This window comes from Canibacter zhoujuaniae (assembly GCF_011752015.1).
GTDB classification, from domain to species: domain Bacteria; phylum Actinomycetota; class Actinomycetes; order Actinomycetales; family Microbacteriaceae; genus Canibacter; species Canibacter zhoujuaniae.
Genome location: NZ_JAAIKA010000001.1, coordinates 948,815 through 963,308 on the forward strand (window position 1 = coordinate 948,815; position 14,494 = coordinate 963,308).

12 protein-coding genes are annotated in these 14,494 nt (G+C 56.6%); 9 read left to right on the forward strand and 3 right to left on the reverse strand.

Annotated features, from left to right (window positions below; translation table 11 throughout):
* The first annotated feature begins 2 nt into the window (after positions 1–2).
* Positions 3–608, forward strand: coding sequence for a dCTP deaminase (gene dcd, locus HCQ99_RS04515; RefSeq protein ID WP_166986270.1), 606 nt, complete (start codon positions 3–5; stop codon positions 606–608).
* An 11-nt stretch (positions 609–619) separates the two neighbouring features.
* Here the strand turns inward: dcd and HCQ99_RS07015 are convergent, their stop codons facing one another.
* Genes HCQ99_RS07015 through HCQ99_RS04535 form a run of 3 tightly spaced genes read right to left on the reverse strand, consistent with a single transcriptional unit; the run spans position 620 to position 4,506 of the window.
* Positions 620–2,446, reverse strand: coding sequence for a membrane dipeptidase (locus HCQ99_RS07015; RefSeq protein ID WP_243854785.1), 1,827 nt, complete (start codon positions 2,444–2,446; stop codon positions 620–622).
* 2 nt (positions 2,447–2,448) lie between these two features.
* Positions 2,449–3,561 carry an o-succinylbenzoate synthase gene (gene menC / locus HCQ99_RS04530; protein WP_166986273.1) on the reverse strand — a complete coding sequence of 371 codons (1,113 nt, stop codon included), beginning with the start codon at positions 3,559–3,561 and terminating at the stop codon, positions 2,449–2,451.
* A gap of 15 nt (positions 3,562–3,576) precedes the next feature.
* Positions 3,577–4,506 (reverse strand): GNAT family N-acetyltransferase, encoded by a 930-nt coding sequence (locus HCQ99_RS04535; protein ID WP_166986276.1) that lies wholly within the window; start codon positions 4,504–4,506, stop codon positions 3,577–3,579.
* A gap of 64 nt (positions 4,507–4,570) precedes the next feature.
* Here HCQ99_RS04535 and HCQ99_RS04540 point away from each other — a divergent pair, with 64 nt between their 5' ends.
* The 8 genes from HCQ99_RS04540 to HCQ99_RS04575 all read left to right on the forward strand — a co-directional run bounded on the left by HCQ99_RS04540 (position 4,571) and on the right by HCQ99_RS04575 (position 14,466).
* Complete coding sequence (locus tag HCQ99_RS04540) at positions 4,571–5,710, forward strand: M20/M25/M40 family metallo-hydrolase (RefSeq protein WP_166986279.1); 1,140 nt, start codon at positions 4,571–4,573, stop codon at positions 5,708–5,710.
* Between the two features lie 70 nt (positions 5,711–5,780).
* Entirely contained in the window at positions 5,781–7,631 is a 1,851-nt protein-coding gene (locus HCQ99_RS04545; RefSeq protein ID WP_166986282.1) for an ABC transporter substrate-binding protein, read from the forward strand.
* 69 nt (positions 7,632–7,700) lie between these two features.
* On the forward strand, positions 7,701–8,744 hold the full coding sequence (locus tag HCQ99_RS04550) for an ABC transporter permease (protein WP_166986285.1): 1,044 nt from the start codon (positions 7,701–7,703) through the stop codon (positions 8,742–8,744).
* Positions 8,741–9,622, forward strand: a complete 882-nt coding sequence (locus HCQ99_RS04555) for an ABC transporter permease (RefSeq protein ID WP_166986288.1) — start codon at positions 8,741–8,743, stop codon at positions 9,620–9,622. The genes HCQ99_RS04550 and HCQ99_RS04555 overlap by 4 nt, the downstream gene beginning before the upstream one ends.
* Positions 9,622–11,289: a nickel ABC transporter ATP-binding protein NikE gene (gene nikE / locus HCQ99_RS04560; RefSeq protein WP_166986291.1), complete on the forward strand. Its 1,668-nt coding sequence runs from the start codon at positions 9,622–9,624 to the stop codon at positions 11,287–11,289. Before HCQ99_RS04555 ends, nikE begins: the two co-directional genes overlap by 1 nt.
* Positions 11,289–12,287, forward strand: coding sequence for a S66 peptidase family protein (locus HCQ99_RS04565; protein ID WP_166986294.1), 999 nt, complete (start codon positions 11,289–11,291; stop codon positions 12,285–12,287). The genes nikE and HCQ99_RS04565 overlap by 1 nt, the downstream gene beginning before the upstream one ends.
* 12 nt (positions 12,288–12,299) lie before the next feature.
* Entirely contained in the window at positions 12,300–13,112 is an 813-nt protein-coding gene (locus HCQ99_RS04570; RefSeq protein ID WP_166986297.1) for a serine hydrolase, read from the forward strand.
* Positions 13,113–13,149: 37 nt separating this feature from the next.
* Positions 13,150–14,466 (forward strand): amidase, encoded by a 1,317-nt coding sequence (locus HCQ99_RS04575; RefSeq protein WP_166986300.1) that lies wholly within the window; start codon positions 13,150–13,152, stop codon positions 14,464–14,466.
* Positions 14,467–14,494: the final 28 nt, after the last annotated feature.

Consider the following 14,494-nt stretch of genomic DNA (forward strand, 5'->3'; position numbering starts at 1 on the left):
GCGTGCTTCTTTCAGACAGAGATATTCGCGCCCAGCTGGCCTCCGGCCGGATTGCGCTTGATCCGACCGATCCAAAACTTTTGCAGCCGTCGAGCGTTGATGTGCGCCTCGACCGCTACTTCCGTCTTTTTGACAACCACAAGAGCGCTGAGATTGATCCCGCAAAAGAACAGCCCGATCTCACCCGGCTTGTTGAGGCCGATCCCAGTGAGGGGTTCGTTTTGCATCCGGGTGAGTTTGTGCTCGGGTCAACCTTCGAGCTTGTGACGCTGCCTGACGATATCGCTGCCCGGCTCGAGGGGAAGAGTTCGCTCGGCCGTTTGGGGCTGCTCACCCACTCAACCGCGGGCTTTATTGATCCCGGTTTTAGCGGGCACATCACGCTTGAACTAAAGAACGTTGCAACCCTCCCGATTCGCCTGTGGCCGGGCATGAAGATCGGCCAACTCTGTTTCTTCCAGCTCTCTAGCCCGGCGGATCAGCCCTACGGGCACGGTGCTACCGGCAGCCGCTATCACGGGCAGCGCGGCCCAACCGCGTCGCGTTCCTTCCTCAACTGGGAGGTTATCGACGTGACCAGCACCGATCACGGTGCGCGCGGGCAGTAATCTCCCGCGGGTTACCCTGCCGCGTAGCGGTGCATGATTTCGCTGAAACTCGCAGCGAGGGCGCGTGCAGCAGCGGTGTTTGCCGCATCGTTTTTTCCGGCCTCAAGGCAAAGCTCTGCGAGATTAAAGCCCTCTGCCGCAAGCTCCTCGGCATTCCAACCCCACATGTCAGTTGCGCTCACCTCAGGGTGAAACTGCAGACCGTAAACATTTTCGTTAATCCGGAACGCTTGAATTTCAATCGCATCACTTGAGGCCAGCAGCACCGCGCTCTCGGGAAGGCGGGTAATCATATCCTCATGATTCTCAATCATTGGGGAGGCTGCGCCAAGCACGGAAATTAACGGATCGTTGCGGCCTGCCGCGGTGGTTTTAATCACCGTTGAGCCACGCTCTTTCGGGCCGGTTTTAGCCTTAACTTGACCGCCGGCAACATCAGCTAAGATTTGGCCGCCCAGGCAGATTCCGAGCGTTGGTATGTCTTTGTCGATAGCCTCCTGCGCAAGCTGTCGCTCCTGCTTCAGCCACGGCGCATTCTCGAATTCGTCGGGCATTAAACCGCCACCAAACAGCACCATTCCCGCATAGTCATCAAGATTTTTCGGCAGCTCAACCTCTTTACCAAAGCGAATATCTAGTTTGAAGCCGGCTTCAGTAAACCATGTTTCAAAGCGTCTGGGCAGTGATGTTGCCCAGTTAACAACGAACAGCACTTGCGGCATCTCGCTGTCAGACACAGTTTTTACCGGCTTTACTAACTCGTGTGCAGGAGCTCCAGCGCTGCCCGCAATAAATGCTTCATAGTCGGCGTCGACAGTTTCTAGCACACGCAAAATGTTTTCACTTGCGAGGCCGCGCAGCTCCTCTTCTGTCCAACCGCGATCCGCCAGCTCTTGCAACAGCAGCGGGTAGCCGCTGACATCTTCGAGACCGGCGGGCATATCATCTGTGCCATCGTAGTCTGCGCCCAACCCGACAGCGTGCACACCCGCTACTTTGCGAATATGCTCAATGTGATCGGCGACCTCCTGCACCGTCACCTGCGGCCCCTCGCCTAGGCCACCGCTCTCCCACCAATCGCGCCGCGCTTGCGACACAAAAGTTGGCACGAAAGCCACCATGATAACTCCGCCGCCAGCGCCGATACGCTGCAGCACATCATCCGGCACATTGCGCGGGTGGTCGCAGAGAGCGCTCGCGCAAGAGTGCGAGACAATCACGGGCCTGCGCGACTCGTCTAAAGCTGCACGCATCGTATCGGGCGACACATGCGCTAGATCTACAAGCATCCCGATCCGATTCATTTCACGCACCACTGCCTTGCCGAAATCTGTCAGGCCCCCGTGCTGTGCCGTATCGGTTGCTGAATCTGCCCAGTCGGTGGTGCGCGACCATGTCAGCGTCATATAGCGCGCGCCGAGTCGTGCAAACTGACGCAGCGCCGCTGTTGATCCGCCAATCTGCTCTCCGCCTTCAATACCGATTAGCGAAGCGATCCTACCCGCACTAAGCGCCTGGCGCATTTGTGCAGCGGTGGGAGTGAACTCAAGCTGCTCTGGGTGGGCCGCAATAAATCGACGCACCCAGTCAATCTGCTCCAGTGTCGCCACCACCTGGTCTGCGCCCCTCAGCGCAGGGTCAACCCACACCGACCAGAACTGCCCACCAACCTGACCCTTCAGAAGCCGTGGCAGGTCTGTGTGTAAACCGGCGATAACTGGAGCGAGCTCGCCGTTTGCAGAGCCAGCAAGCCCGGTGACACCGTAATCTAACTTTTGTCTTGCCGCCCAGGCGAGATCGTTGTGCCCGTCTATAACTCTGATGTTTGTAATATCCATCGCTACACTTCCAAAACTCTAAGCGCCAAGTCTCGCACCATCTGTTCACGCACCGCATGGCCGATTCCCGCCCCGCTCGGCACGGTCACCATCCCACCGGTGGCGGTCACAACCGGATCGATAATGTCTTCGCGATAGTATTTCTCAGACGCTGACACATCTGACGGCAGAGTAAATCCCGGCAGCGTTGAGAGCGCGACGTTCGCTGCACGACCGATGCCAAACTCGTGCATTCCACCACACCACACCGGGATCCCCACTTCAACGGCAAAATCGTGCGCGGCACGAGCCACCGTCAGCCCTCCCATGCGCGACACTTTAATATTTAAAACTCCGATAGCGTTGAGTGCGTGCGCCAGTCTTAAGTCGTCGAGAGACACCACCGATTCGTCCAGACAAACCGGTGTTGCTACACGTTTTTGCAGTTCGGCGTGTGACAGAAAGTCGCGCTGCGCAAAGGGCTGCTCAAACATCGTGAGCTCTAATTTGTCAAGCTGTTTAAACAGCGCAAATGCTGCCTCGCCGGGCTCATAAACTGCGTTAGCATCAACGTGAACATCCACTGCCGGGAAGGCAACCCGCACAGCTCGAGTTGGCTCTAGATCCCACCCCGGCGCAATTTTTAGTTTCACACGCTCATAGCCTGCTGCAACGTGCTTTTCAACCTCTGTCAGGAGCGCGTCAATGCTGGTTTCGATGCCGAGCGACACACCAGCCTGCACCCGCTCACGCTCACCACCGAGCGCGGCTGCCAAAGAGACTCCCGCCGCTTTTGCGAGCAGATCCCAGCCGGCAATTGAGAATCCGGATTTTACGAACTCGTTACCGCGGATCTTTGCCCAGTTTTTTTCAAGTTCGTGCGGAGTCTCAAACTCCACCCCAACAAGCTGTTTAGCGAAGTATTTTTCAGCAATAAGCCAAGCGGTGTCGTTTGTTTCCGCACAAAAGAAAGGATCTGCGGGGCTTGCGATCTCACCCCAGCCGGTGTTGCCCGCGCCGTCTTGTAAGGCAACGAGAATGTGTGTGAGTGAGGTTTTACGGTGTGAGCTGGTCTCAAACTCATGCCGCAGCGGCAACCGCACTTCAAACAGTGAAACTCCGGTAATTTTCGGCATTCTTAAGCGCCTTCCCTAGTCTTCGTTGCGCCACTTAACTGCAAGATAAGCGGCGGTGTCTTCACGGCGATTGCACGCAATCAGCTGGTATCCATCGGCAAACAGTGCGGTCAGTGTGGCACGCAGTTGCTGCGCAATGTGCTCAGGGTCGGGTGCCGCCGGATCATTACTGTTATCGATGCTGCCGAGGTTCGCCGGCACCGGCACCCAGCAGGCACTAACAACCGCGTTCTGGCTGGCCAGTTCATGCGCATCAATTTCAGCCGCAAAAGCCCAATTCAAGGCCGTTAGTTCTGGTGGATACTCACTGCGCAGGCTCTTAAGCGCCGCAGCTCGCGCAGCTGTTTGCCCTGTTTCATGCGCGCTAAGATCCCAAGAAACGAGAATGCGATCACTGTTTGTTGTGCGGTAGTAGTCGTCTAAATATGCGATACCAGTGGCGCCAAGCCCGTTGAAGTTAAAGCGCGCATTGCGGGTTAGCTTCGGGTCAAAGGTCCACCGCATTTCGGTGCAGCCCCAGGCGCGCGCGACCTCTGCTTGTGCGAGTTTCAGAGCTTTCCCGATTCCCGCACCGTGGTGGCTTTCGGCCACAACAGCGGCCTGTGAATAGTGATATACCGTTCCGGGAATATTATTTTTTCCGCCGGCCACAGCAGGAAAACCGTATGCGAAACCGATTAAGTCTCGGCCGTCAAAGACGCCGACGGTTGATCCGCCATTTTGTGACAGAGCGCTGAGCAGATACGGATTTAGAAACAGGGTTGCGTCGCTGTATTTAAAAACCTCGGTGTAAAGTTGCGAGGCACGTTTTAAGTCTGCGTGTTTGACGAGCTGGCGACACTTAAAACCTGCGGGGGCAAAGCCGGAAAGATCCAGCTCTCCGGCTGCTGCTGCGGCAGTTAAAGCCGCATCCGCGCTAAGCCCGAGTGGCTTCCCAACGCTCATTAAAAACCCTACTAATCTAGACTTCAGTGTCGATAACAGCTCAATGATAGCGCGGAGATCTCATATGCAGGGTGCAACAGTCGCTGATTTAGATTTTGATCCGATCGAGTTGCTCACCAAGCTGGTCACTATCGAAACACCAACGGGCGACACCACTCAAAGCGCTAAAATTGCGCAGTTGCTTAAGAGCGAATTCACCCGTATCGGCGGCACAGTTAAGCTGATCGATACTGCGATGGGCACAAGTTTGGTTGCCGATTTTGCCGGTCTCGGCAAACCTTTTGTGCTGTTGGGGCACACTGACACGGTGTGGCCGCTGGGCACTCTCGCTGAAAAGGTGCCGCTGCGCATCTCGCCAGAAAAAATTTCCGGCCCGGGAGTTTACGATATGAAGGCCGGGATCGTCGTCATGCTAACCGCGCTCGCACGGTTGCGTGAAACCGCGCATCAGGCTGTGCGCGTTGTGCTGGTTTGTGATGAAGAGGTTGGATCGCCCACAACCAAAGAGCTGCTGCTCGAAACCTGTGCGGGCGCAAAGGCTGTGTTGGGGTTTGAATCACCGCATCCGGATGGTGCGCTAAAAGTTGGTCGGCGCGGCAGTGTGCGTATGCGGTTGAGCACGCAGGGGCGCGCAGCGCACGCGGCGCTCGATCCTGAAAACGGTGTTAACGCAATCGATGAGCTTGTTGATCAGCTCCTGCGGGTGCGAGAAATAACCGCGGATCCTGCGGTGCAGCCGGTGCTTTGTAACGTCGGGCAGATATCAGGCGGCGAGCGGGCAAATGTGGTGGCAGACGAGGCTTCAACTGAAATCGGGTTACGGTTTTTTGACTCCGCCTCTGAAGAGCAGGTGCTTGACGCTCTCACGCATTTAGAGCCGACCCATGATGAGGCCGAAGTTGCGGTGGAGATCCTGTCACGGCGCCCAACTTGGGAGCCTGGCAAAAAAGAGCACGCGCTGCTTGACCGCATCAGCAGTGCGGCTGACAGAGTTGGCCAAGAGATTGAGTGTGCCCCAGCTGCCGGTGCCGGTGACACAAACTTCACAGGAGCGGCCGGTTTTCCAAGCGCTGACGGGTTTGGGCCGCGCGGCGCAGGTGCTCATGCAGTGCATGAACATATCCTGGTTGAGTCTCTGTGGGAACGTATCGACTTGATTACAGCTCTGTTGCGCGCTGCACCTCAGGTTGATAACAAACAATAAAGCCTAATAGCATTGGGAAATCAGCCGCCTACACAACGATGTGCGGTTGTTGACCTTGAAGGGAAGAAACATGGTAAACACCACGAAATCTCGCTTCTTCCGCGCTCTCGCCGCGTGTGCGACTGCGGCTGTCGCTTTCGGGACAGTCGGAGCGACAGCCTCTTACGCAACAGGCGGCGCATTCGTAGCGGCAGATGAAGCAAGCGACGCAACCACCCTGCGCATTGCAACCGCGGGATTTGTAGACTCTTTTAACCCGTTCACCTCTGTTTACCTGCTGCCCACCAACACCAACCGGTATCAGTACGAAAACCTTGTGGCCTACTCACAAGACGGTGGGGAGCCAATTCCGGGCCTTGCTGAAAGCTGGGAAACTGATGATACGGGCAAAGTTTGGACTTTCAAGATCCGCAAGGGCATGACCTGGACAGACGGTGAGCCAATCACTGCGAAAGACATCTACTGGACTTACAACCAGATCATGACTGTGCCCGAAATGGCTGTCGCTAACGGCGACAGGGTCGAAAACTTCGAGAGCATCGAGGCTCCCGATGATCACACATTCGTAATCACTCTGAAGGCGGCGCAAGCCCCGAACCCTGGGGTTGAGGTGCCGATTGTGCCAGAGCATATCTGGTCAAAGCTCGACGATCCGTCTACCTTTGCAAACGACTCAGACGTGGTTGGCTCAGGGCCCTTCCAGCTCACCAAATACGCAGCCAATGAGAGCCTTGAGCTGGTTGCCAACAAGCACTACTGGCGTCAAACACCAAATATCGACAAGATCCACTACATTTACTACACCGACTCTGACGCGCAGGTGCAGGCTTTGCGCGCCGGAAATGTTGACCTTGTCAGTGGTCTGACACCAAGCCAGTTCAATGCGCTCCAGAATCAAGACGGCATCACAACCCACTCTGGGCATGGGCGCCGTTACACTGCTCTCTACCTGAATCCAGGGTATGAAACCGTTGACGGCACTCCATATGGCACGGTGAGTGAGCCGCTGCGCGACCTTCAGGTGCGCCAGGCTATCCGCAAAGCGGTCGATATCGACACCCTGCTTGATAAGGTGCTCGAAGGTCAGGGCACAAAAGCAACCAGCTTCATTCCTGCCTCTTACGCAACCTGGGCGCTGCCAGCTAACGATCCGGTAATTGAGAGCTTCGACCCGGAGGCAGCAAAGAAACAGCTTGATGATGCTGGCTGGGTTGAGGGCGCAGACGGTATTCGCGAAAAAGACGGTCAGCGTCTGGCAATCAAGTTAAATGTTGACGCAACAGACTCTAACGCGCAGTCAATCGGTGAGTATCTAGGGCCGTGGTTGCGCAGTGTTGGCATCGAAATGACTGTTGAGTCAACCGATAGTGACACTCTGAGTGCCAACACTGATGCCGGTAACTACGACATGTACATATCCGGCTGGTCAATCAACCCGGATCCTAACTACCAGCTGAGCATTAACACCAGCGCTGCCCGCCCGACTAAAACGGACGGCTCAGGCGGCACCTCACAAGACGGTTTTACTAATCCTGAGTTCGATAAGCTCTACCAGCAGCAGCTCACTGAGCTCGATGAAAAAGCGCGCGCAGAAATAGTGCACAAGATGCTCGCAATGCACTATGAAGCAGCCACCCAGGTCACACTGTGGTACCAGAATCAGCTTGAGGCGTATCGTTCGGATCGCTTCCAGAACTTCGGTCTGCAGCCAAGCAAGGACGGCGTGATTGCAAACCACGTAGGTTACTGGGGTTATCTGCTCGTCGAGCCGGTTGGCACCGCTGATAACAGCGCAGACGGTGGTAACTCTGGCGGTGGCGGCGCCAGCAGTGTCCTCTGGATCGCTCTGGCGGTAGCTGCAGTCGCCGGTATCGGTGGACTTCTTGCAGTTCGTAAGAAGAAAGCCGCAGACGTCGAGTAACACTCTCGGGTGCTCACGGCTCGGGCTGTGAGCACCCGCGTTACCGCTTCCCCTCCAGGAGAGACTCCTATGTCAAATGTGGTACCACCGTCGACATCGGCAATTGCAACCAGCGCGCACGCGGAAGAGCCGGCGCGCGACAATAGTTTTTGGCGTTACCTAGCCAATAAAATCGGCGGCGCACTCATCAGCCTTGCGATGGTGATCCTGCTCGGGTTTTTCTTTTTCAAGCTGCTGCCCGGTGATCCTATTTCGCGTATCGCTCGCGAGCAAAACCTTGGCGCCGAGCAGATTGCGGTCCTGCGCGAGCAGTACGGCCTTGACAAACCCTTCTGGCAGCAGTTTGTTGACTATCTAACAAACGTTTTCACTCTCAATTTCGGTGAGAGCTACGTGTATCGCAAGCCGGTGTCAGAGCTGATTGGGCAGTATTTCTGGAACACTATTCTGCTCACCGCCACCGCTGCCGTAATCGCGATCATACTCGGTCTCTGGCTGGGGCAAAAAGCCGCTTGGAAGCGCGGCAGTCTCTTTGACAAGCTCGCCTCAACCACCTCCCTCGTATTCTGGTCGGTGCCAACCTTCTGGCTTGGTTTGATCCTGCTGATGATTTTTGGCGGCACCCTCAAATGGTTCCCGACCGGGGGCATGCGCTCGCTGTCAGCCGGCACAGATCCGCTCTCAGTGGTGCTTGACGTAGCTCAGCATCTTGTGCTCCCGGTCACCACTCTTGTTGCTGTGATCTATGCGCAATACCTGATGGTGATGCGCTCCAGTTTGATAGAGGAAATGAACGCGGACTATCTCACGACCGCCCGCGCGAAAGGTCTGCGCGAAGATTTTGTGCGCCGGCGTCATGCGGTGCCAAACGCCCTGTTACCGACCGTCACTCTTGTTTTTCTGCACATTGGCGGGCTCATCGGCGGCGCTGTCACTGTTGAGGCGGTGTTCTCTTGGCCGGGTCTCGGCAAGCTCACCTATGAAGCGCTCAGCGGCCCGGATCTGCCACTCTTGCAGGGCACTTTCGTGGTTTTTTCCGCCATTATCATTTTCATGAATCTAATTGCCGATCTGGTCTATCGCAGACTTGATCCGAGAGTGAGGCACGCATGAGCAGCATTGCCGCACAACGCCGCAGGGTCGCCTTAATCGATTTCTGTAAAAGCTTCGCTAAGAATCGTGCCGGGATGGCTGGCTTCATCTTTCTGCTTGCGGTTAGTCTGATAGCTCTGCTTGCCCCGGTGATTACACCAGCGCATCTGCTCGATGTCACACAGCTAAACAACCAGCGTTTTGCGCCGCCCTCGCTTGAGCATCTTTTCGGCACGGATCATCTCTCTCGTGATCTTTTGGTGCGCATGGTGTGGGGTGCCCGATCCTCGCTTATCGTGGGGCTCTCTGCGACAGCAATGTCGATGGTTATCGGCACACTTGTGGGCATCGCCGCCGGTTATTTTCAGGGGTGGATCGCCTCTCTCTGGATGCGCATTATTGACTTTTTCCTTGTGCTTCCCAGCCTTATTCTGGCGATTGTGCTGTCGAGCGTAATGAGCCGCGGAATGCTGACAATTATTATCGCGATCGGTGTCACCTCCTGGGCGGGCACTGCGCGCGTTGTGCGGTCGCAGGCTCTGACGATCTCTACCCGAGACTATGTTGAGCGAGCCAAAGCCTTAGGTGCCGGCCACTGGCACATTATTTTGAAGCATATTTTCCCCGGCGTGCTGCCGCTCGTGCTCGCAAACACGACGCTAACTGTTGGGTCGGCTATTATCGCTGAGTCAACGCTCGCCTTCTTAGGTTTGGGCGATACCACCAAGCAGTCTTGGGGCACGATCCTGCGTAATTCGATGGACGTTTCTGCGGCTACCAGCGGTTACTGGTGGTATGTCTTAATCCCGGGTCTCGCTATCGTTTCGGTTGTGCTCGCCTTCACGCTAATCGGGCGCGCAGTTGAAACTATCGTCAATCCAACGTTGAGGAGCCGCTAATGCCAGACCTCGTTTTTGACGACGTTTCCATCACCTATCGCACTTCCGGGAGCGCAACCGCTAAGCACGCTGCGCGCGGTGAGGTTGCGGCGGTAAAAAATATCTCACTCACTGTGCCCGCCGGCAGCACTCTCGGCATCGCGGGTGAGAGCGGATCCGGTAAATCAACCCTGATTATGTCTGTGCTGCGTCTGCTGCCGAAATCGGCAAAGCTAACAGGTCGGGTGCTGATCGGCGACACAGACATCGCAACTCTCAATTTCGGTGAAATGCGCGCGGTGCGCTGGGCGGAGGCGTCAATCATCTTTCAGGGTGCTATGCACTCACTGAATCCCGTTCGCACAGTAGGGCAACAGATTATTGAAGCGCTCGAGCTACATGTCACCGATAAGTGGCAGACTGCGGCGCTGCGTCAACAGCGTCTGGCTGAGCTCTTAGAGATTGTTGATCTGCCGGCTGTTAAGGCAAAATCGTATCCGCACGAGTTGAGCGGCGGTCAGAAGCAGCGCATTATGATTGCGATGGCGCTCGCCTGTGAGCCCGATATCATCATCGCTGACGAGCCAACAACCGCGCTTGATGTGATTGTGCAGAAGCAAATTCTCGATATGCTTTCTGTGCTTGTGCGCGAGCGCGGCATCTCGCTGCTGATGATTTCGCACGACCTCTCTGTGCTGGCAACCACGTGCGAGCGCATCGCGGTGATGCGCAACGGTGAGCTGGTAGAGGTGGGCCCGGCGTACGAGATTTGTAATAACCCGCGCGAGGCCTACACGCAAAAGTTGGCGGCGGCTTTCCCGGTTATCGGCGATCCAAACTCTCGGCTGCGCCCCGTTACTCGCTACTTGGGTGATGAGTTTGAGGAGCGCAGTTTTGTCGCCGGACCGAGCGATGACGTGCTGCTTCAGGCAGAGAATGTGAGCGTCACCTACCGCACCGGCGGGAAGCTCAATCGGGCGGTTAAAAACGTTAATCTCACGCTGCATCAGGGTGAGATTATGGCGCTGGTTGGCCAGTCTGGATCGGGTAAATCGACCCTCGCACGCACCCTGCTCGGTTTGCAGGCGGCCGATCAGGGCAGCACTATCACCTTTAAAGGATCTCCGATTCCCACCAACCGCCGCGAACTCAAACGTTTTAGGCGTGATGCACAGCTGGTGTTCCAGGATCCCGCGGCAGCACTCAACCCGAAACTGAGTGTTTATGAGCTGGTTGCAGAGGGGTTGCGCGTGCAGCGTCTCGATGTAAACGAGCGGGAGCGGGTTGCGCAGGCGCTCACAGACGCAGAGCTAACACCGCCGGAAAAATTTTTCGGAGCGATCCCGCAGGAATTGAGCGGCGGTCAACGACAGCGTGTGGTTATTGCTGGTGCGCTGGCGCTCGACCCGGAGCTATTGGTAGCCGATGAACCTGTCGCTTCTCTCGATGCCTCAGTGCGCGGTGAAATTCTCGGCCTGCTGCTCTCGCTGCGCGAAAATCTCGGGCTGTCAGCACTGGTGATTACGCACGATCTCGGCTTGGCCTGGAACATCGCCGACACTGTTGCCGTGATGTATCAGGGTGAAATTGTTGAGTTTGGCCCCACCGCTGACGTCCTCCTGCACCCCAGCCACCCTTACACGCAGCAGCTGCTGGCTGCTGCTCCGAGCATCAACGAAAACCCATAATGACTCAAACACTAGATGTTTCACGTGAAACAGTGGATTTACGTGCGGCTTACCTAAACAGCGCTCCGCTGCAGCCGGGTGACACGGTTGCGATTGTTTCACCTTCCGGCCCCGGCACCGCCGAGGCAGCAGAAATAGGCGCCCAGTTTTATCGAGACTGGGGGTTGCATGTTATTTTCAGTGAGCATCTTTTCGCAAAGCATCCGCGTGCAAGCTATTTGGCCGGGTCTGACGCGGTGCGGCGCGCCGATCTCATGGCTGCCTGGGCAAACCCGGACGTGGACGCTGTTGTGTGCGCACGCGGCGGTTATGGTGCGATGCGTCTGCTTGACGGCATCGACTGGCAGTTCATGCGGGCGCACTCTGTGCGGCGTGACGGGCGCCCCAAACTGCTAACAGGCTCCAGTGACATCACTGCCCTGCACGAGGCTTGGCGCCACCATCTAAACGTGCCCACCCTCTTTAGCCCGATGGCCACTAACGATGTGTTCAAAAACTCCGAAAGCATTCGCCAAGATGTGCAGCGCTGGTTGTTTGAACCGTGGGGTGGCCGCACCCTCGTGGGCCCGCAAACTGAGGTGCTTGTGCCCGGGAAAACCGAGGGCACAGCCACAGGCAACTTCACCGGCGGCAATTTGAGCCTGCTGGCTGCGGCTATTGGCGCCCCTGAATCTACTTTTCAAAGCGGCGATATTCTCTTCTTAGAAGATATAGACGAAGAAACTTACCGAATTGACAACCTGCTAATACAACTGCAGCGTTGGGGGCGCCTCAAGAGTGCGGCGGGTATCGTGCTCGGATCTTGGCACGACTGCGGCTGGGATCTGCTTGAAGTGAAGGCTCTTCTGGCAGAGTATCTCAGCGACTTAGAGATCCCAGTTTTGTGGGAGCAGAGTTTTGGGCACGATCCAAATGCACTTTCAACCCCGCTAAACGTGCCGGGCACACTCTCTGCTATTGTCGGTGACTGCAATTTAACTGTTGCAAACAGTTTGTGAGAGGAAAATCACGTGGTTATTGAACTAAATCGCGACTTTGGCACGCAGTGGTCGGTGCTGGTTAAAGATATTGATTCGGGTGCAGAACTGTTTAGCGCTGATCCGCAAACTGTGCTGGCCACCGCCTCGATCGGTAAATTGTTTTTGCTACACCGCCTCCTACACGAGGTGGATGCTGGCACTCGCAAGCTGGAAGAGACCGTCACTCGTCAACCGTTTGAGCAGATCGATGACTCTGGCCTGTGGTATTTGATGCAGCAAAACACGCTCTCTCTTTACGATGTCGCGGTGCTCATCGGTGCTTTCAGTGACAACGCAGCAACCAACACTCTGACCCGTGTGCTCGGCATCGAAACTGTGCGGGAGCACGCTAGCAGTCTTGGTTACAAACACAGCCGACTCAACGATGTTGTGCGCTGGCCGAGACCGGTGCACAAGCCGCAACAGTTAAGCGTTGGCAACGCCGAAGAGCTGGTGCGTTTCGTGACGCGACTTGCTAACGCCGAAGATTTGAGTGAGAGCAGCTCCGATATTTTGCAGCGCTGGTTGGGTGCGGGCGCTGATCTCTCAATGGTCGCGCAACCGTTTAACCTCGACCCACTAGCGCACTACGCCTACGATCGCGATATTTGGTTCTGGAACAAAACCGGCACAATTGGGTCGGCGCGTGCTGATGTCGGGTTGGTTATGAATCGTGAGCGACGCGTTGCTTACGCAGCTATCGCGCAGTGGCAGACCGACACTGAAAATCGTGATGCCGTGCTGGCTAATATGGCTGAAATTGGTGAACTTATCGGGCAGCATCTTGGATTTAAACAAAACTAGCGCCACCGAGCTTTCGCATCTCTTAAAAACGGGAGCTGTGTCGGCTGCGGAAGCCACCGAGCACTACCTCTCACGCATCGACGTTTTAAACCCGAAATATGGCGCCTTTGTTTCTACACAAGCCGAGCTGGCGTGTGAAGAGGCAGCGGCTCTAGACCGCGAGCGCGCGGCGCACCCTGCGAGGCCGCTTCCCGCGCTGTGGGGTTTGCCGTTAGCTCATAAGGATTTGGTCGCTGTCGCTGGCGCACCAACAACTTACGGCTCCCTGGCGTTTGCTGCTGCGCCTGCCGCGCAGGACGATCCGCTCCCCGCTGTGTTACGCAGCGCTGGCGCGGTGAACTTGGGTAAAACGCAAACCTCTGAGTTTGGGTTGACCGGCTATGCAGAAAATCTCGTCGCGCAGCCCGCGCGCAGCCCCTTTGATCCGCAGTTGACGGCCGGCGGTTCGAGCGGGGGTGCTGCTGCGGCGGTTGCCACAGGTATGCTGCCGGTCGCGCCGGGCAGCGATGGCGGGGGCTCGATCCGCATTCCGGCGGCCTGCTGTGGGCTTGTGGGGTTGAAGCCGACTCGCGGTTTTGTGCCCACTGATCAGCGTGCTGAGAGTGCGACGCTGCCGCTTACTGTGTCTGGTGTGTTGGCGCGCTCTAGCGCTGATGCGAAGCTGCTCTTTCAGGCGATCGCTCCTAGCAGTGCGCCTGCAATGGCTGCAGACGGTTTGCTCAGGGCAAAGAAATTGCGCATCGGGGTCAGTCTCGCCTCCCCCTTCGCCCACGACTTAGATATTCGCGTTGCCGACAACTACCTCGCCGCAGTTTCGCATGTCGCAGAGGCTTTGGAGGCGCTCGGTCATACAGTTGTGCACGCTGATATTAAGTATCCGCCGCACTATCTGCGCCTGTTTTCTACGCTGTGGCAGTCGCAGTTCGCGCAGACAGAGTTTTCTGCGGAGCAGCTTGCGCAGTTTACGGCTTATGCGAGATATTCCTGGGAGGCAGGTGCAGGGATCGGGGCGGATCAGCGCGCCGCAACAATTGCACAGCTGCAGGTCTTTGCGCGCGAGGTTGCCGCGCAGTGGTCTGCCTATGATGTGCTGCTCACCCCAACACTTGCGGGTGACGCAAAGCCGGTTGGATGCTTTGAGGCGTTAGCTCCGGCGCAAAATTTTATTGCGCAGTGTGAGTGGTCTCCCTTCACGTCGATAGTGAATGTTGTGGGTGCCCCGGCGCTTGCTATGCCTGTGTTGCCTGCCGCTGCGGTGGATGATGCTGCGCCCGCAAGCGTGCAACTGATTGGTCACAAAAACTCTGATTTTGCGCTTTTGGAGCTCGCAGCTGCTCTCGAAGCAGCTCTGTGACTGCGTGAAAACACCCGGTCAGAATACT